Raw genomic sequence first — 17,726 nt, 5'->3', positions numbered from 1 at the left:
AGATACGTATGCACGTGCGCGAGAGGTTCAACGGCGCGATGCACTTCGGGCGGTTGCGGCACACAAAATCGTCACGCAAGGGCGACCGGCCGCGCCCCGCCGCCCGCAGCCATCCTCACCCCGCCCGCTGCGGACCTCAGTCCAGGACGTCGATCGGGTAGCCGTTCGTCTCCACACCCGCCGCCGTGATCACCCGGACCGTCACCCGGCCCGGCTCGACATCGACCGGTACCGGGACGGTCAGCACCCCGTCCGTCGGATTGGCGAAGCCACCGGCCACCGGAACCAGGGGGACGGGTACATGAACATCGCCGATCCGCACGACGGTCCGGGCGAGCCGGTCGGGCGTCCCGGCCCCCGGCGGGACAAAGCCGGCACCGCGGATCTCGATGTCGTCGCCGGTACGGACCGGGGCGGCGAGATCACCCAGCTCACGGGCGCGGACGACGGAGAGGATCACCGGACGCCCGCCCGCCACCGCCTTCCCCCACAGATAGGTCGCTCCGGAGAGTGCGAGGAGCACCACCAATCCCCAGGGCAGCTGCGGCACTTCCCCCGGCCGCCCGGCCAGCCGCACCAGGGCGCACACCAGCACGGCCGCGTTCACCAGGACGTACTGCACGTCCAGGAAACTGCCCCGCCCCGCGTCGTCCGCCAGCAGGTCGGCGGCCCGTGGCCGCTCCGCGGGAACCTTCTGCAACCGCCCCGACCGCACCCGCGCGGCCACCAGCCCGTACGCCAGCACGGCCACCCCGCACCCGACGGCGAGCATCGCCAACAGGGCACCGGACCGGTCGAGTTCCAGGCCCCCGAGTAGAGCGCGCCGCTCAGCCGGGGCGGTGGCCGTCGCCAGCTGCCCGGCCGTCGTCAGCACGGCGTACAGCACCGCGACCGCCCAGCCCGACGCCACCGCGCGCGAGGTGGACAGCCGCCCGTCCTCGCCGATCAGCGGCGCCAGCACCCCGCCGTGCGCGCGGTGCCACCAGGCCGCCGCCGTCAGCCCCAGCGCGAGCACGACGGCCGCGAGCAGCCCCGCCGTACGGGCCGCCGTCCAGCCGTCACCGATGGCGGTCAGCGCCTGCCCGAGCAGCAGGGCGATCACCGCGCCCCAGACGACGAGCAGGGTGCGCCACCGTACGGACGTCAGCCAGGCGGCTCCTTCGGCGGCGCCCCGCTTGGCCACCTCCCGTGCGGACAGCGTCAGTTCGTCGGAGACCCACTGCCGGGCCGCGCCGGCCGAGCGTGCGAGGCCGGCCGGCACCCCGTGCCCGGCGGCGAAGTCCTCGCGCAGCGCGATGAACGCGGCGACCGCCTGCCGGTGCCCCGCACGGGCGCCGTGCGGGCACCGTCCGCATCGGCACTCGCCGCCGGTGGCGCGCTCCGCGCCGTCCCCCGGCTCGCCCGTTCCGGCCATCCTGCCCGCCGCCTCAACCGACACGTCCGTTACCGCCCCGCCACCGCTCGCCGCCAACTTGTTTTATACAAAGGCGAATTGTGCCCCAAATGGCCCGGCGGACATCAAACGTCCAGCTGGTGGCGGGTGGCGGGCGCATCGGCGCGTTGACGTACGACAAGCGGCGGCCCCGGCCGTCGCACGCGCCCCGGCATATCCGCACCGGTGTGCGCAGGCTTCCGCACACCTGACCGGCGGCCGACCACGCAACCCCGGCGCTTCCCCTATTCGGGCGAACCGGGCCACGGCGACGGCTGATTGGCACGCGCGCTGCGCAAGCTCTCGCCGTGTTCCCAATAGACGGACCTCACGGATCGCACAGCCGCGTTGACCTGGACCGACCACCGGAACCGAACGGACCCGACGCACTGACTGAACCGAATGAACCACATGGCCCGAATGGACCGAATGGACCGGGCGGACCGGGCGGACCGGGCGGACCGGGAGCACGTGATGCAGGCGATGCAGGAGATGCAGGAGATGCGCGATATGCACCGGTTGCACCGGGCGGACCGGTTGCACCGGACGAACAGTGCGGACCGGGCGAACAGGGCGGACCACAAGAGCGACACGACAAGGGGACACCACCCCACGACCACACCCACCGGCGCCGAGCCCGCCCCCTTCACCCCCTCGTCGGCATCCGGCGCCTGGGGGCCGGACTGCTGGCCGCCGCCGCTTTCCTTCTCCTGACCGGGGCCGCCGCGCTGCTCGTCACCGCGCCGTCGGCGACCGCCCATGACCGGTTTCACCACCCGGTCACCGGCGACAACTGCGCCTATGCCGGTACCGCACCACCCGTGGACGTACCGACCGGCTTTCCCATGCCCCGCCACTGGCACTTCCCCTGCACCGCAACCAAGCCCACGCCCCCGCCCCCGCCACCCCACACGCCGGCGCCACCTCCGCGGAGCCCGAAGCCCGCGCCACCACCACCGCCCGCCTCCAGACCGCGGCCGACACCACCACCCCCGCCTCCGCCCCCTGCTCCCCGCACCCACCCCGCGGCCCCGCCGCCCAAGCCGAAGCCCAAGCCGCCGACCCCCCGCCCGGCGCCCTCTCCGCCCGCCCTGCCCCGCAGCTATGCGCCGGTGTCCCACAAACCGCGTGCCGGGCGCTCCGTGGTGACCACGACCCTGCTGATCACCGCCCCGGCCGTGCTGGCCGGCGCCGCCCTCCGTCCCCGTTCGAGCTCCTCGTCCGGTTCCGCCGGGCGCCGTTCCTCGTAGGAGGCCTCCATGTCGCAATGGCTGGTGCTGACCATCGCCATCGTCGTCGCCTGTGGCGTCGTCCTGACCATCACCGTCCTCAAGGAGCGCCGGGTCGGTGAGGACGACGACCCGACCGAAACGCCCGATGTGATCGAGTATCTGACGATGATGGTGGGGGTGGTGTACGCGATCGTGCTGGGCCTGGCCATCGCCGGTGTCTGGGAGGCCAGGAGCGCGGCCGAGGACACCGTACGGACCGAGGCACAGGCGCTGCACGAGGTCAGCGCGCGGGCACGGACCTACCCCGCGCCGGTACGGGACCGCATCCGCTCGGACGTCGACGCGTATGTGTCCTATGTGGTGCACAAGGAATGGCCGGTCATGGCCAAGCAGGGGGCACTGACCGGGCACGCCGCCGACCTGCTGACGAAGGTCCGGGCGGATGTTGCCGACTACCACCCGCGCAACGACTTCGAAGGGCAGTCCTACCAGCCCCTCGTCGACCAGGTCGCGGTGGCCGACGGCGCCCGCACGGCCCGTGCGGACGCGGCCGATTCGACGTTGCCGGGCGTGGTGTGGTTCGGGCTGATCACCGGTGGCGCCATTTCGATCGGCGTCATGTTCACCCTGCAGATCCGGCGCTCGGGGCGGGAGTTGCTGATGGCCGGGCTCTTCAGCGCGTTGATCGCCTTCCTGCTGTTCCTCGTCTGGGACTTCGACGCGCCCTTCAGCCGGGGCATCGCCGCAACCGCCGCACCGTTCCTCGATCTGTTCCCGCACCTGTGAGACGGGGCCGGGCCCGGCGGGACAGTCGTCCGCGCCGCCGGGCCCGGCCGACCGATCCGAAGGGAACGGCCTGGGTGTGCCGTCCGGTGGTTCGCGGGGACACGTAACGCTCCACGGACACAATGAGTAACCGCATGGATACAGTGCGCACACAGGGTCGATATACCGACCTTCTCGTCGTTTAAGGAGAGAGCTGTGGCACGAGAAGCCCGACACGGAGCAGTGACCAACCCCAAGTCCAGGGCTCAACTTCACCTCGCGGACTGGCAGGCCGCCGGCCTGGAGGCCGGCAAATTCTTCCCCGCGACAGATGCCGGCCTCACCGACCCCTACGCGCGGGACGATGTCCCCAACTTCCAGCCGCCCCAGGACGGCCGGATCGCCAGCGCAGGGAAGGACTTCGCGTCCAAGCTCGACGAGCCCGACGCGCAGCAGGACTGGCACAAGCACCAGGTGGCCGCCGGCCAGGCGCTGGACATCACCTGGAACTACCACGCCGCGCACAAGACCCGTCGCTGGAACTACTTCCTCACCAAGAGCGGCTGGGACCCGGGGGCGCGCCTGACGCGGGCGCAGTTCGCCCCGGAACCGATCGCCACGTACCAGAACAGCGGCCAGCCGTACTGGAGCGCCGACGACCTCCTCCCCGAGGACCCGACCATCCACCACGTCACGCTGCCCGGTGACCGCAAGGGGTACCACGTGCTGTTGTCGGTGTGGGAGGTCGCCGACACCGGCAACGCCTTCTACCAGGTCATCGACCTCAACATCGGATAGCTCAACGCGCGGTCCGAGCTCGGCCGGCGCCCGGTCGCCTTCCTCGGCGACCGGGCGCTGCCACCGACCGGGGGCCGGTCCCGGAACCCACCGGACATGCCCTGGGCGTGTCCGCAAAGTCCCGCCTGGCCTGCGGGCGAACGACGGGACCGCACGGACCCGCCCTAGCCGAACAGATCCGGCTCGCTGCGCACGATCTGCTGGTACAGCGGCTGGTAGTTGATCCAGGCCACCAGGTCGTTGCCCAGCTGTTCGCGCGTGCGGACGGCGTTGTGGTGGTCGATCAGGACCGGCTTGCCGGCGGCCTTGGCGGCCAGTTGGACCTGGCAGGAGCGTTCCATCGTGAGGAACCACCACGCCGCCGCGTCCACCGAGTCGCCCACCGTCAGCAGGCCGTGGTTACGCAGGATCACGGCCTTGTGCGGCCCGAGGGCGGCCGCGATCCGCCGGCCTTCCTGCTCGTCCACCACCACGCCGGTGTAGTCGTCGAAGAGCGCATGGTCCTCGTAGAAGGCACAGACGTCCTGGGTGATCGGGTCCAGCAGCTCACCCAGTGAGGACAGCGCCCGGCCGTACGTGGAGTGGCTGTGGGCCGCCGCGATGACGTCGGGACGGGCCCGGTGGACCTGGGCATGAATGGCGAACGCCGCCTGGTTGACGTGGTGGCGGCCCTCGACGACCTTGCCCTCCGCGTTCACCAGCAGCAGATCGCTGACCGTGATGTGCTGGAAGGACATCCCGAAGGGGTTGACCCAGAAGCAGTGGGGGAACTCCGGGTCGCGCGCGGTGATATGGCCCGCGACGCCCTCCTCGAAGCCGTAGCGCCCGAAGAGGCGCAGTGCCGCGACCAGGCGCTCCTTGCGGTGGCTCCGCTCGCCCTCGACGGTCTGATGCGTCGGCGGCATCGCGAACTGCAGCTGATCGGTGGGTATGGGGCTCGGCTCGGGCATCGCGGCTCTCCTCCTGGCGCATACGGCACTTGATGCTCGATGCGGAAGCTACCTTCCACTACCCCAGGTAACCAGGGCCGCGACCGGCACGAATGCCCGGACCTGCATGATGAGGGCACCAGAACGGGACCAGAGGGGGCACGACCATGAGGGCCATATCGGTCAACAAGGACATCGACGCCACACCGCAGCAGCTCTTCGCCGTCCTCCGGGATCCGGCCAGGCACGCCGAGCTGGACGGCTCGGGCATGCTGCGCGGCCGCCCGGAGGGCCCGTCGCGGCTGGGTCCGGGCGACCGGTTCAGCATGGGGATGGCGCAGGGGCGCGTCGCGTACCGGTCGGTGAACGTCGTGGTGGAGTACGAGAAGGACCGGCTGATCGCCTGGGAGACCTGGGGCGAGTTCCGCGGCCGGCGGCTCGTCGGAGGGCAGCGCTGGCGCTATGAGCTGACCCCGGTGGAGGACGCCGGCGGCCCGGACGGCACCGAGGGCCGCGGAACCACCCGGATCACCCACACCTACGACTGGTCGCGCGCCCGGCTCCCCCGCCTCGTCATCGAACTCCCCGGCTTCCCGAAGCGGATGGGCCCGGCGATGGCCACGACGCTGGAGCGGCTGGCCTCGGCCGTACGGGACTGAGGCACGCACCCCGCCCACGTCATCGGGCCGGCCGGCCACCGCCGCGGCCACCCCACGGCCCGGCCGCCGCTCGCAGCTCGCCGTTCGCTGTTCGCCGTTCACCCCAACGACAACGCCGCCGCTCGGACAGACCGAGCGGCGGCATCATCGGGCGGCCGGTGGCATCACTCCCACTCGGCCGGCGGGATCACTCCCACTCGATGGTGCCCGGGGGCTTGCTGGTGACGTCGAGGACGACGCGGTTGACGTCGGCGACCTCGTTGGTGATGCGGGTGGAGATCCGCGCCAGCACCTCGTACGGCATCCGCGTCCAGTCCGCGGTCATCGCGTCCTCGGAGGACACCGGGCGCAGCACGATCGGGTGGCCGTACGTACGGCCGTCGCCCTGGACGCCGACCGAGCGGACATCGGCGAGCAGGACCACCGGGCACTGCCAGATCTCGCGGTCCAGACCGGCCGCCGTCAGCTCCTCGCGGGCGATGGCGTCGGCCTCGCGCAGCAGGTCCAGGCGTTCCTTGGTGACCTCGCCGACGATCCGGATGCCCAGGCCGGGGCCGGGGAACGGCTGGCGTTGGACGATCTCGTCCGGCAGGCCGAGCTCGGAGCCGACCATCCGGACCTCGTCCTTGAACAGCTGCCGCAGCGGCTCGACGAGCTCGAACTCGATGTCGTCGGGGAGTCCGCCCACGTTGTGGTGCGACTTGATGTTGGCGGTGCCCGTGCCGCCGCCGGACTCGACGATGTCGGGGTAGAGCGTGCCCTGGACCAGGAAGGCCACTTCCTCGCCCTCGGCGCCGGCCTCGGCGACCAGTTCGGCCTGGGCCTGCTCGAAGACGCGGATGAACTCGCGTCCGATGATCTTCCGCTTCTGCTCGGGGTCGCTGACCCCGGCCAGCGCGGTCAGGAAGCGCTCCTCGGCGTCGACGACCTTCAGCTGGACGCCGGTGGCGGCCACGAAGTCCTTCTCGACCTGCTCGGACTCGCCCTTGCGCTGGAGCCCGTGGTCGACGTAGACGCAGGTCAGCTGGTCGCCGATGGCCTTCTGCACGATGGCGGCGGCGACCGAGGAGTCCACGCCGCCGGACAGCCCGCAGATGGCGCGCTTGGTGCCGACCTGGGCGCGGATCGCGGCGACCTGCTCCTCGACCACGCTGGTGGTGGTCCAGTTCGGCTCGATGCCCGCACCCCGATAGAGGAAGTGCTCCAGGACCTGCTGGCCGTGCGTGGAGTGCATGACCTCGGGGTGGTACTGGACGCCGTAGAGCTTCTTCTCGTCGTTCTCGAAGGCGGCGACGGGCACCACGTCCGTGGACGCGGTGACCGAGAAGCCCTCGGGGGCGGCGGAGCAGGCGTCGCCGTGGGACATCCACACCGACTGCTCGGCGGGGGTGCCCTCGAAAAGGGTGGATCCGGGGCGGGAGACGGTCAGCAGGGTGCGGCCGTACTCCCGGGCTCCGGTGTTGTCGACGGTGCCGCCGAGGGCGGTCGCCATCAGCTGGAATCCGTAGCACATGCCGAAGACCGGGACACCGGCCTCGAACAGCGAGCGGTCCAGGCTGGGGGCGTCTTCGGCATAGACCGACGAGGGGCCGCCGGAGAGGATGATCGCCTTCGGGTTCTTGGCGAGCATCTCCGCCACCGGCATGGTGGACGGCACGATCTCGCTGTAGACCCGGGCCTCACGGACTCGGCGGGCGATGAGCTGGGCGTACTGTGCGCCGAAGTCGACTACGAGGACGACGTCCGGGGCAGCGGCAGGGGGCGCTGATGGCACTTCGGCGGCCTTCCGGCGGTGTGGAGCAGGGTTGGACTTTCGATTCTAACGGGCTCATACTGAGCGCTATGTCCAAGCAGCTGACCTTCGTCTTTACCTATGGCACCGGCCCGTCCGGCTGCCATGGTCGTGCTGCTTGATCCACTGACAAGCAACTTCCCAGGCGCCCCGGGCCGAAATGGTCCGGGGCGCCTGCGTCTGTCGGGACCGATCACCGGCTCCGGGGCCACTCACCCCAGGAGATACGTACATGAGCCCCCAGACCACCACCCCCGCCCCCGCCACCGGCGCCCACACCCCCGAGGCGGCCGGGATCATCCAGGACGCACGGCAGCGGATCGATGATCTCGACGGCCGGATCATCGGCCTCGTCCAGGAACGGATGGCCGTCTCGGCCGTCATCCAGCGCGAGCGCCTCACCTCCGGCGGACGGCGGGTGAACCTCTCCCGCGAGATGGAGATCCTCGCCCACTACCGCGACCAGCTCGGCAAGCCGGGCACCGCACTGGCGATGACCCTGCTGGAGCTGTCCCGCGGCCAGATCTGAGGCGGCATGGGAGTCAGCGGGCACACCCGGCGCCGCCCGATGGCTGGTTCTGGACGGTATTCGGTCGGTTTCCGGGGTGGTCGGGGCGCGTGGCGCGGGCGCACGCGCCCCGGCGCAGCTGCCGGATCCGCGTTCGGTTGCCGACTCACCCGTACGGCGCGTGACCGGCCGCTGCAAGGCTTCGTTGTTCCCGGTGCCACGCCAGCCAGGCGCGGCCTGCAGGACTACGCGTAGACGCCGCCCCACGGGCGGAAACCCGGAGCGATGAGACGCCGGCCGCTTGCCGCGGTCCGCGTCGTGGGACCTCACTCCGGTGGCGTGGCCGGTCAGCAGGGGACAGCAGCCCGGTCACATCCGATGGGGTGGTCGGTCCTGGGGACGCCCGGGACCGACCGCATCCGGTCGAAACGGTTGCGCCAGGTGAGGCGTATCCAGGACGATGCTTGACGAACGACCTACCGCATCCGGTATGGACCTTGCATTGCCATTGGTCCGACCACCGCGGCACGCGCACCATCACGCACCACCCAAAAGCCAGCGGCGCTACCCCCCCCCAGCGCCGCCGATCGGTGCCGGCGCTGCCCTGACGCCGGCACCGAAAGCAAAGGGCCCCGTGCCCGTCCGCAACCCCCCTCGCGGACGGTATCCGGGGCCCTTCGCTATGCGGGGGGGTGCGCCCGGCGCACGGTCGTCGCGGAACCTCTCCTGTGCGCGGTCTTGGTAAATCCTGTGAGGCTGCTGTGACGGATGTGATCGGCATCACGACAGCATTTGTTGTTGAGTAGACAACCTTTTTCGGCCATGGCCGGTCATGTACCTGCAATCGCACGGCCCTACCGCGCCCCACCGCGACGGCCCGCACCCACTTGTGCCGCCCCACGGCACTTTGGCCCCGAGAGGTCTTCTCGATGAAGCTTCGCCGTGCCCTGACGGCTGCCGCCGCGACGGCCGTCATAGCCCCCGCCGCCCTGATGGCGGCCCCCGTCGCGTTCGCGACCGGCCCCGAGAGCACCGAGTCCAGCGCGAGCGCAGAACCGACCCCGGGCACCCCCGGCCCGGAGCAGTCCGACGACACCGCCACACAGCCGGAGACCCCGGGCGCCGGTGACGAGGCCACGTCGGACGGCGACGCGGCAGGCAACGACGCGACGGGCGACGGCACCGAGCCCGGCGAGGAGACCGGGAACGGTGACGGCACCACGGTGTCCGACCCGGCCGCCCCGGGCGGTGACACCAAGCCCGGCGACGCTCCCAAGCCCACCACCTCGGCAAAGCCCACCAAGCCGGCCGAGCCCGGGGACGAGCCCGACTGCAAGGTCGACGACGCCGCCATCAAAGTGACCGTCGCCCACCTGCCCTCCAAGCTCGTCGCGGGCGGCGGCTGGAAGGGCTTCAGCGTGCACCTGGCCAACACCACGGACCACGCGCTGGACGAGGTCTACCCGGTCATCTACGCGGTGCCGACCGGGAACATCGACCACCCCAAGTCGCAGCTCGACCTGGAGTACCAGAACCCCGACACCGGCAAGTGGACCTCGTTCGACGAGTGGACCGACGGCCAGTACTTCGGCTGGTTCCAGCTCGACGCGCACCAGACCGCGGAGCTCAAGCTGCGGATCCGCGCCGACAAGGGCGCCAAGGCCGGTGACGGCTTCGCGCTGGTGGCGGGCGACTACCAGAACAAGGACGGCTCCTGCGGCTGGTCCGAGGAGCAGTGGTACGACTTCACGATCCTGCCCGCCAGCAGCAAGCCGGGCGAGATCCCGCCGGCCGAGCCCGGCAAGCCCGGCAACAAGCCCGGTACGCAGGGCGGCGGGAAGCCGGTCAACACCACCAAGCCGAAGGACGGCATGGCCAAGCTGCCGGTGACCGGCAACCTCGCCGAGACCGGTGCGTCCTCCGCGCTGCCGACCATCGGCCTCGTGGGCGGTGTCGCCATGGTCGTCGGCGCGGGCGCGCTCTTCGTCGTCCGTCGCCGTAAGACGGACGGTGGCGCCGCCGCGTAACGGCCGGCGCAGAGCAGCAGAGCAGAAGGGCCGCACTCGGGGACGGTGCGGCCCTTCGTCGTAGCCATCGCCAGGCACGCGCCCCGGCCATGACCCGTCGGGCCGGGCGGGACGTTGCGGACACGCCCTAGGTCAGCGACTTCTTCGGCGGCACCGGCGGGACGGCCAGGAACGGCAGGTTCAGCGCGCCGAACGCCTTCGGGGGGACGGCGGGGCGGACCGGCTCGACGGGCGCCAGCCGCCGGTAGGCCCGGCCCTGGGCGGGGCGCGGGTCCGGCTCGCCCTTGTTGGGCCACAGCGACATCGCGCGCTCGGCCTGTGCGGTGATGGTCAGCGACGGGTTGACGCCGAGGTTGGCGGAGACCGCGGCGCCGTCGACGACCGAGATGCCCGGGTAGCCATAGAGGCGGTGGTACGGGTCGATGACGCCGTGGTCGGCGTCCTCGCCGATGGGGCAGCCGCCCAGGAAGTGCGCGGTCAGCGGGGTCCCCATCAGCTCGCCGACATTGCTGCCCGCGAAGCCGTTGATCTCCTGTGCGAGCAGGGTGGCGGCCTCGGTCGCCTCGGGGATCTGCTCGGGGTTCGGCGCGCCATGGCCCTGGCGGGCGGTGAGCAGGCCCTTCCCGATGCCGCTCGGCTTGCGGTAGGTCGTCAGGGAGTTGTCCAGCGACTGCATCACCAGGCCGATGATGGTCCGCTCGGACCAGCGGCGGTTGGAGAGCGACCGGAGCAGCAGCAGCGGGTGCCGTAGGCAGTTCGCGGCCCACCGGGCGGCGCGCGAGCCGCGTCCGGCGAGGGGTACCTGGAGGATGGACATGGCGCCCATCGCATTGGAGCCCTTGCCGTAACGGACCGGCTCGATATGGGTGTTGGCGTTGGGGTGGATCGACGAGGTGATCGCGACCCCGCGGGTGAAGTCGGCCTTGGTGCCGTGCCGCTTGCGGTAGCGGCGGTTGTCGGTCTGTGCGCCCACCAGCGCCTCGGAGTTCGTCCGGGTCAGCTCGCCGAGCCGGGCGGAGAGGCCGGGGAGCAGCCCGCTGTCCTTCATCTTGTGCAGCAGGGTCTGGGTGCCGTACGTACCGGCCGCGATGACGACCCGGCGGGCGGTGAAGGTGCGGCCCTCGCCCGTGCGTTTGTTGTCGGTGGGCAGGGTGGCGACGGCGAAACCGCCGCGGGAGTCGTCGGTGACGGTGACGACCGAGGTCATGGGGTGGATGACGGCCCCGGCCTGCTCCGCGAGGTGCAGATAGTTCTCGTTGAGGGTGTTCTTGGCGCCGTGCCGGCACCCGGTCATGCACTCCCCGCACTCCGTACACGCCTTACGGGCCGGGCCCTTGCCGCCGAAGTACGGGTCGGGGACCTCGGTGCCCGGTGCGGCCTTCGACGTCCCGGTCTCCTCCCCGCTGACGGCGTCCCGTCCGTCCCCGAAGAAGACGCCCACCGGCGCGAGGTGGAAGGAGTCGCCGACCCCCATCTTCTCCGCGGTCTCCTTGAGGTGGACGTCGGAGGGCGTCATCGTCGGGTTGAGGCGCACCCCGAGCATCCGCCGGGCCTGGTCGTAGTAGGGCGCCAACTCCGCTTGCCAGTCGGTGATATGGGCCCACTGCTGATCGTCGAAGAACTGCTTCGGGGGGACGTAGAGGGTGTTGGCGTAGTTGAGCGACCCACCGCCGACGCCGGCGCCGGCGAGCACCATGACGTTGCCGAGCAGATGCACCCGCTGGATGCCGTAGCAGCCGAGCGCCGGGGCCCACAGATAGCTGCGGATGTCCCAGGAGTTCTTCGGCAGCGTCTGCCGGGTGAAGCGGCGGCCGGCTTCGAGGACGCCGACGCGATAGCCCTTCTCGGTCAGCCGGAGCGCGGAGACCGAGCCGCCGAAGCCGGAGCCGACGACGAGCACGTCGTAGTCGTAGCCACCGTCCTGGGCCTCCCGGTCGCCGTGCCGGTCCTGATTTCGGGCAGAGTTCTCCTGGGGCACTGGCTCTCCCTGCTGATTTGTTAGCGGAGTCGGAACGCCTTCATCGCGCGCAGGCTGCGGGTCATGAACTGTGCGTACTTCTCATCGGTCATCCCGAAGGACGGCGCGAGCGGCATCAGACGCTGCTGGGCGACGGTCTGCGCCTCGGTGTACTTGAGGATGCCCTCGGAGCCGTGCCGGCGGCCCAGACCCGAGTCCCCCATGCCGCCCATCGGCGCCTGCACGCTGCCGTAGCCGGCCGCGTAGGACTCGTTGACGTTGACGGTGCCGGTACGCAGCCGGGCGGCGACCGCACGGCCGCGGCGGCCGTCCTTCGTCCAGACGCTGGAATTCAGCCCGTACGGGGTGGCGTTGGCGAGGGCCACCGCCTCGTCCTCGTCGCTGAAGCGGTAGATCGAGACGACCGGGCCGAAGGTCTCCTCGCCGCAGACCGCCATCGGTGCCTGGACGCCGTCGAGAATGGTCGGCTCGTAGAAGAGCGGGCCGATGTCGGGGCGGGGGCGGCCGCCGGCGACCAGCTCGGCGCCCTTGGCGACGGCCTCCTCGACATGGCGGGTGACCGTCTCCAGCTGGCGCTCGCCGACCAGCGAGCCCATGTCGGCGCCGTAGGCGAGGGCGTTGCCCAGCCGCATCGCCTTCGTACGGGCGGCGAAGCGCTGGAGGAAGTCGTCGGCGAGGGACTCGTGGACGTACAGCCGCTCGATGGAGATGCACAGCTGGCCGGCCGAGGAGAAACAGCCGCGGACGGCGCCGGCGGCGGCCTTCTCCACATCGGCGTCCTGGAGCACCAACATGGCGTTCTTGCCGCCGAGTTCGAGCGAGACGCCGACCAGCCGGGCGGCGGCGCCCTGGGCGACCTCGCGGCCCGTACGGGTCGAGCCGGTGAAGGAGACGTAGTCGGCGTGCTCGACGACGGCGGGGCCGACGACCGGGCCCTCGCCGAGCACGACCTGCCAGACGTCCTCCGGCAGCCCGGCCTCGATGAGCTGCTCACGGGCCCACAGCGCGGTCAGCGCGGTCTCCGTGTCGGGCTTCATGACGACGGCGTTGCCCGCGACGAAGGCCGGCAGGGCATCGCCCACGGACAGCTCGAAGGGGTAGTTCCAGGGGGCGATCTGCCCGACGACACCACGGGGCTGGCGGAGTTCGGTGACCTTGGTGAGGGTCGGTACGACACCGGTGCGCGCCTTGGGCTTGAGGTAGGCGTGGGCCTTGCGGCCGTAGTGGCGGGCGGTGACGGTGACCGCCTGCACCTCCTCATGGGCGTGCAGCCGCGCCTTGCCGGTCTCCAGCTGGATCAGGTCGAGCACCTCGGCCTGGCGGCTGAGCACCAGGTCGTGGAAGCGGAGCAGGACCGCGGCGCGCTGCTTGACCGGGACCTTGGCCCAGCGCTCCTGGGCGGCGCGGGCCCGCTCGAAGGCGGTGGCGACGTCCTCGGGGGTGGACTCGGGCAGGTCGGCCAGCTTCTCCCCGGTGAACGGGGTGTGGTTGGCCGTGCGGCCGCTGCCGACGACACCACGGGTGAGCCGGGCGGCGACCTCGGGGGTGACCACGTCCGCGGCGGTACGGGCGCCCGCCGGGGCGGGGGCGACCGGGTTGCCGTCGGTGGGCGCGGCAGCGGCCTCGGCGGGGGCGGTGGCTGCGGAAGCCGCGGCCGGGGCCTCTTCGGGGGCCTCGGCGGGGGCGGAGGCGGCTGTTCCGGTGTCCTGCGAGTCCGTCATGTCGGCGAGCGTATTCCTCCCAGGACGCTTTGTGTACCCGGGAGTAATGAGTTTTCACGCCCTACGCACAATCGTGCCAGTGTTCGCTGGCCGCAAGGGGGCTGGTCTGGGGCGACCAGGAGGCCGCGGGGTCAGGACCCGGTCAGCCGGAACACGTCGAGCGCGGTGTCGAAGTGCCGTGCGGCCTCGGTGCGCGAGCCGACCGGGGAGGAGATCCACACGTCGATCATCCTGCCGCTCTCGTCCCAGCTGAGGTCGTAGGTGTACCGGGCGCCGCCGTCCTGCGCAGCACCGTCCCAGACGAACTCCCAGCGCCCGGCCCGGAGCCCGTTGTGGGTGGTCTCGACGACCTGCCCCTGGCGGTAGCCGGGGTAGTGGGCGGGCCCCTCCGCATCCGCCGTACGCATCGCCCCCAGCGGCCCCTCCGGCACCCGCTTCTGCACCTGCACGCCGATCCGGAACCGTCTGCCCTGGGAGGTGTAGTAGACGCGGTCGTTCTCGTACGAGCGGGTGAAGCCGTCCGGTACGGCGAGCACGAAGCCGGCCGGGTCGTGGACGAGGCGGTATCCGGCGGGGACCTTGCCGGTGGTCCCTGGTGAAGGCGAGGAGGTGCCCGTGAGGCTGGGCTTCGCACTGTCGGGGCGAGGGCTGCGTGCCGATCCCGCTCCCGAGGCCTGCGGGGAACGGCGGCCGGTGCCGTCGTCGGTCCCGTGCCGGTCCATCAGCAGGACCGTGATGCCCGCGCCCACGCCACCGATCACCACCGCTGCGAGCGTCACCAGCAGGACGGTGCGGAGGCGGCCGGTGTGCGGGCGGGCGGCCGCGGCCAGCGCCCGGTCGTCGAGCGCCGCACGGATCGGCAGGCCCGGGGCCCGGCCGCCCGCGCGCCCGCCCGGCCCCCCGGCGCCGCTTCCGGCGGGGGCGAGGCCCGGAGCGGACGGGACCGCGGGCGGCGTACCGGCGGCCACGGGGTCCTCGCTGGGCGGGTGTTCGCTGGGCAGGCCGTCGCCGGGGCCGTCGTACGGGGAGGCGTGGACATCGGCTTCGGAGTGATGCGGGGCGTGCGGCCCCCCGGGGCCCGGTCCGGCCGGTCCGCTCGCGCCCGCCACGGCCTCGGCGGCGAGGCCCGCTGCCCCGCCGCCCCCGTGGCCGCGGCCGGGCCCGTGGACGCCCGGCCCGCGCTCCGGGGCACGGCCCGACTGCAGATAGCCACGCAGCAGCCGTTCCGTCTCGGCGACACCCAGCCGGCGCTCCGGATCGCGCTCCAGCAGCCCCTCGACGACGGCGTACAACGCCCGTGCCGCCTCCGGGAGTTCGACCTCCTCGTACACGACGGCATGCAGCACACCGCCCAACGAGTCGCGACGGAACGGCGAGTCACCGCTGAGCGCGGCGCACAGCAGCACCCCGAGCGACCAGAGATCGGCCTCGGGGCCGGTGCCGCGGCCGGACATCCGCTCCGGCGCGGTGTATTCGGGCGAGCCGACGAAGCCGCCGGCGTCGGTCAGCGTCGTGACGCCGGGCACCTGGGCGATACCGAAGTCGGTGAGCACGACCCGGCCGGTGCCCGACTCCATCAGGACGTTGGCGGGCTTGAGGTCCCGGTGCAGCACCCCACGGGTGTGCGCGGCCCGCAGCGCGCCCAGCAGCGCGATACCGATCCGGGCGGCCTCGCGCGGCGCGACCGGTCCGCCGCTCTGCAGCCGGTCGGCCAGCGACGGGCCCTCCACCAGCTCCATCACGATCCACGGCCGGCCGTCCTGCTCGACGACGTCGTGCACGACAATCACGTTCGGGTGCTTGATCCCGGCGACCGTCCGCGCCTCCCGCATCGCCCGCTCGCGCTGCACCCGCGACTCGGACTCCGCCGTGCCGTCATCGAAATGCAACTCTTTCACCGCCACTTGGCGGCCCAGCAGCTCATCGGTGGCCCGCCAGACCGTGCCCATTCCGCCGCGGCCGAGCCGTATTCCCAGGCGGTACCGGCCACCGATCAGTCGGCCCTCGCCCCCGAAGATCCCCATGGGCCCATCTTGCCGCACCGGCCCTCCACCGGAAGGGCGCCCCCTCGGGGACCGGCCAACGTCGCAGATGCCTGACGCCGGGCCGGGCCGCCGTGATCCACTGCCCGGATGGAGGCAGTTGTTGCAAGCGTCGTGGCCGTCATCGGCACCCTGCTGGGTTCCGGCATCACCCATTTCTTCCAGAGCCGGGCGACCGAGCGCAGCGAGCAGTTCGCCCGCGCGGAGCGGCTGCGGCAGGAACGTATCGATGCCTACTGCGCCTACGCGGGGGCGCTGCTGGACTACCGGCGGGTCCTCGTCCACCGCTGGTTCGTGCTCCACGAGGAGGACCGCTGCGACGAGGACTCCCCCGAGCTGCGCGAGGAGGTGTACAAGACCCGCTATGCCGCTCAAGAGGCCATGTTCCGGGCCCAGATGGTGACCGACGACCCGGGGATACTCGACCGCAGCGAGCAGGTGATGGCGGCAACGACCGAGCTGCACTGGGCCCCCGACCGGGAGAGCCTCACCGAACTGCGGGCCACCACCCGCCAGGGCATACGGGACTTCGTCGCGGCCACCGCCCGGCATCTGCGCTGATCGTCCGGGACCGGGCACCGGACCGGGACCGGGACCGGGGAAACCGACCCGGGCCCCGCACGGACCACACGACACACGGGGTGGAACCTCCACCTGCTCTCCCACCGTCCTTGACACAGTGAGGCTGTCGTACGGGAGCGACCGGTACGGCAGCTACGAGAGGCGGATCGGGGGTCGGTCATGGTGATGCAGGACGGTGGAACGGTGGATGTCCGTCCGGGCCCCGACCCGGGCCGGGCCGCCGCGGAGCACAGCGGCGCCTATCTGGCGACGGCCCTGTCCCTGCTCCTCTACTCCGGCGTACTGATCGCCTGGACGATCTACGGCATCGCCCAAGGGGACGGCAACGTCTGGGACTTCCTGGAGGGCCTGTTCAACCCGGGCGACTCCCCCACGGCCCAGATTCTCGGCCCCTACGAATGGGCCTTCGCCATGGCGTTCCTGGTGATCGCAGGGCTGGCACTGGCCCGGCGACGGGTGGCGCGCTCCGCGGCGCTGCTGTCCGGATTCATCCTGCTCGCCGTCTCCCTACGGGAGGGCGTGGGCCTCTTCGACGCCGCCTACCGCTACCAGTACAGCAACGACTCGCTGGGCGGCTGGGTGCTCGCCACCCGCGGTCTGGGGCTGGTGGTGGCGCTGGTCGTACTGTTCACGCTGTTCCCGGCCACCGAGCGCCGGCGCGGCGGGCACCCGACCGCCCCGGGGGTGGGCGACCCGGAAGCCTGGTGGCGCCGCTCGTCCCGGATCTGCGGGGTGCTGTTCCTGCTGATGTGTCTGGCCCGTATCGGCTGGACCGTCCACGCTCTGACGGCCTCCGAGGTGGACACGGGGCAGTATCTGCGCGGGGTGGTCGACGGTTCGGTACTCCGCACCCTCGATCTGGCGGCGCCCCATGAGTTCACCACCGTCGGATCGGTGTGCGTGCTCCTGCTCCTCGGTGTACTGGCCTTCCGAGGACGGCGGGAAGTGCGCGGCGCGCTCCTGCTGTTCGCCGTGCTGGAGCTGTACATGACCGTGCGGACGGTCGTATGGCTGACCGTGACGGACTTCTTCAACCGCTCCTTCGAGACCCCCGAGGGCGCCCTGTCGCTGGCCACGACGGCCTACGCCCTGGCGGCCATGACCTCGGTGGTCGTCCTGACCACCGGCCGCGGCTTCGGCCCGTACGACGGGGTACGGACGGAGGGGGTCCGGGCGGCGGCGGTGGGGCGGGGTGGGGGGTTGTAGGGGGCGGGGCCGCCGTGCGCGGGCGTAGCGTGGTCGGCACGTCCTTCCCGCGGGG

The 17,726-nt window shown here is 71.8% G+C and carries 14 protein-coding genes; 8 read left to right on the top strand and 6 right to left on the bottom strand.

Features of this window, described 5'->3' with window-relative positions; all coding sequences use genetic code 11:
* Window positions 1-136 precede the first annotated feature (136 nt).
* Entirely contained in the window at window positions 137-1,414 is a 1,278-nt protein-coding gene (locus ACWGI6_RS13430; RefSeq protein ID WP_453267617.1) for a hypothetical protein, read from the bottom strand.
* Window positions 1,415-1,852: 438 nt separating this feature from the next.
* Here ACWGI6_RS13430 and ACWGI6_RS13425 point away from each other — a divergent pair, with 438 nt between their 5' ends.
* From ACWGI6_RS13425 to ACWGI6_RS13415, 3 genes are all read left to right on the top strand, one after another.
* Window positions 1,853-2,146: a hypothetical protein gene (locus ACWGI6_RS13425; protein WP_453267616.1), complete on the top strand. Its 294-nt coding sequence runs from the start codon at window positions 1,853-1,855 to the stop codon at window positions 2,144-2,146.
* Between the two features lie 545 nt (window positions 2,147-2,691).
* The gene (locus ACWGI6_RS13420; RefSeq protein ID WP_453267615.1) at window positions 2,692-3,450 is read left to right on the top strand and encodes a bestrophin-like domain; all 759 of its coding nucleotides are present in this window, start codon (window positions 2,692-2,694) and stop codon (window positions 3,448-3,450) included.
* Between the two features lie 195 nt (window positions 3,451-3,645).
* Window positions 3,646-4,227, top strand: a complete 582-nt coding sequence (locus ACWGI6_RS13415; RefSeq protein ID WP_453267614.1) for a lytic polysaccharide monooxygenase auxiliary activity family 9 protein — start codon at window positions 3,646-3,648, stop codon at window positions 4,225-4,227.
* Window positions 4,228-4,391: 164 nt separating this feature from the next.
* On the opposite strand, the gene ACWGI6_RS13410 is transcribed toward ACWGI6_RS13415, so the two are convergent.
* The gene (locus ACWGI6_RS13410; RefSeq protein ID WP_453267613.1) at window positions 4,392-5,177 is read right to left on the bottom strand and encodes a class II aldolase/adducin family protein; all 786 of its coding nucleotides are present in this window, start codon (window positions 5,175-5,177) and stop codon (window positions 4,392-4,394) included.
* Between the two features lie 146 nt (window positions 5,178-5,323).
* Between ACWGI6_RS13410 and ACWGI6_RS13405 the strand changes: the two genes are divergently transcribed.
* Window positions 5,324-5,815, top strand: coding sequence for an SRPBCC family protein (locus tag ACWGI6_RS13405; RefSeq protein ID WP_453267612.1), 492 nt, complete (start codon window positions 5,324-5,326; stop codon window positions 5,813-5,815).
* Window positions 5,816-6,002: 187 nt separating this feature from the next.
* Here the strand turns inward: ACWGI6_RS13405 and guaA are convergent, their stop codons facing one another.
* The gene (gene guaA / locus ACWGI6_RS13400; RefSeq protein WP_453267611.1) at window positions 6,003-7,589 is read right to left on the bottom strand and encodes a glutamine-hydrolyzing GMP synthase; all 1,587 of its coding nucleotides are present in this window, start codon (window positions 7,587-7,589) and stop codon (window positions 6,003-6,005) included.
* Between the two features lie 250 nt (window positions 7,590-7,839).
* Here guaA and ACWGI6_RS13395 point away from each other — a divergent pair, with 250 nt between their 5' ends.
* On the top strand, window positions 7,840-8,136 hold the full coding sequence (locus tag ACWGI6_RS13395) for a chorismate mutase (protein ID WP_453267610.1): 297 nt from the start codon (window positions 7,840-7,842) through the stop codon (window positions 8,134-8,136).
* A gap of 908 nt (window positions 8,137-9,044) precedes the next feature.
* Window positions 9,045-10,142 (top strand): LAETG motif-containing sortase-dependent surface protein, encoded by a 1,098-nt coding sequence (locus ACWGI6_RS13390; RefSeq protein WP_453267609.1) that lies wholly within the window; start codon window positions 9,045-9,047, stop codon window positions 10,140-10,142.
* A gap of 127 nt (window positions 10,143-10,269) precedes the next feature.
* Here ACWGI6_RS13390 and ACWGI6_RS13385 read toward each other — a convergent pair whose 3' ends face one another.
* The 3 genes from ACWGI6_RS13385 to ACWGI6_RS13375 form a co-directional block, all read right to left on the bottom strand.
* Entirely contained in the window at window positions 10,270-12,120 is a 1,851-nt protein-coding gene (locus ACWGI6_RS13385) for a GMC family oxidoreductase N-terminal domain-containing protein (RefSeq protein WP_453267608.1), read from the bottom strand.
* Window positions 12,121-12,140: 20 nt separating this feature from the next.
* The gene (locus tag ACWGI6_RS13380) at window positions 12,141-13,841 is read right to left on the bottom strand and encodes a succinic semialdehyde dehydrogenase (RefSeq protein ID WP_453267607.1); all 1,701 of its coding nucleotides are present in this window, start codon (window positions 13,839-13,841) and stop codon (window positions 12,141-12,143) included.
* Window positions 13,842-13,972: 131 nt separating this feature from the next.
* Window positions 13,973-15,865 (bottom strand): serine/threonine-protein kinase, encoded by a 1,893-nt coding sequence (locus tag ACWGI6_RS13375; protein ID WP_453267606.1) that lies wholly within the window; start codon window positions 15,863-15,865, stop codon window positions 13,973-13,975.
* Between the two features lie 108 nt (window positions 15,866-15,973).
* Here ACWGI6_RS13375 and ACWGI6_RS13370 point away from each other — a divergent pair, with 108 nt between their 5' ends.
* Together ACWGI6_RS13370 and ACWGI6_RS13365 are read left to right on the top strand one after the other, a co-directional pair.
* Complete coding sequence (locus ACWGI6_RS13370) at window positions 15,974-16,444, top strand: hypothetical protein (RefSeq protein WP_453267605.1); 471 nt, start codon at window positions 15,974-15,976, stop codon at window positions 16,442-16,444.
* A gap of 204 nt (window positions 16,445-16,648) precedes the next feature.
* Window positions 16,649-17,671 carry a hypothetical protein gene (locus tag ACWGI6_RS13365; RefSeq protein ID WP_453267604.1) on the top strand — a complete coding sequence of 341 codons (1,023 nt, stop codon included), beginning with the start codon at window positions 16,649-16,651 and terminating at the stop codon, window positions 17,669-17,671.
* Window positions 17,672-17,726 lie beyond the last annotated feature (55 nt).

This window comes from Streptomyces sp. NPDC054786 (assembly GCF_053611685.1).
The sequence above is the reverse complement of the archived record's forward strand: the minus strand, read 5'-3'. Positions and strand labels throughout refer to the sequence as shown.

What these genes read in the sequence shown, in the direction of transcription:
- ACWGI6_RS13430 (WP_453267617.1), bottom strand. Translation starts at nt 1,414, where the DNA reads ATGGCCGGAACGGGCGAGCCGGGGGACGGCGCGGAGCGCGCCACCGGC.
- ACWGI6_RS13425 (WP_453267616.1), top strand. Translation starts at nt 1,853, where the DNA reads ATGGACCGAATGGACCGGGCGGACCGGGCGGACCGGGCGGACCGGGAG.
- ACWGI6_RS13420 (WP_453267615.1), top strand. Translation starts at nt 2,692, where the DNA reads ATGTCGCAATGGCTGGTGCTGACCATCGCCATCGTCGTCGCCTGTGGC.
- ACWGI6_RS13410 (WP_453267613.1), bottom strand. Translation starts at nt 5,177, where the DNA reads ATGCCCGAGCCGAGCCCCATACCCACCGATCAGCTGCAGTTCGCGATG.
- ACWGI6_RS13405 (WP_453267612.1), top strand. Translation starts at nt 5,324, where the DNA reads ATGAGGGCCATATCGGTCAACAAGGACATCGACGCCACACCGCAGCAG.
- ACWGI6_RS13395 (WP_453267610.1), top strand. Translation starts at nt 7,840, where the DNA reads ATGAGCCCCCAGACCACCACCCCCGCCCCCGCCACCGGCGCCCACACC.
- ACWGI6_RS13390 (WP_453267609.1), top strand. Translation starts at nt 9,045, where the DNA reads ATGAAGCTTCGCCGTGCCCTGACGGCTGCCGCCGCGACGGCCGTCATA.
- ACWGI6_RS13380 (WP_453267607.1), bottom strand. Translation starts at nt 13,841, where the DNA reads ATGACGGACTCGCAGGACACCGGAACAGCCGCCTCCGCCCCCGCCGAG.
- ACWGI6_RS13375 (WP_453267606.1), bottom strand. Translation starts at nt 15,865, where the DNA reads ATGGGGATCTTCGGGGGCGAGGGCCGACTGATCGGTGGCCGGTACCGC.
- ACWGI6_RS13370 (WP_453267605.1), top strand. Translation starts at nt 15,974, where the DNA reads ATGGAGGCAGTTGTTGCAAGCGTCGTGGCCGTCATCGGCACCCTGCTG.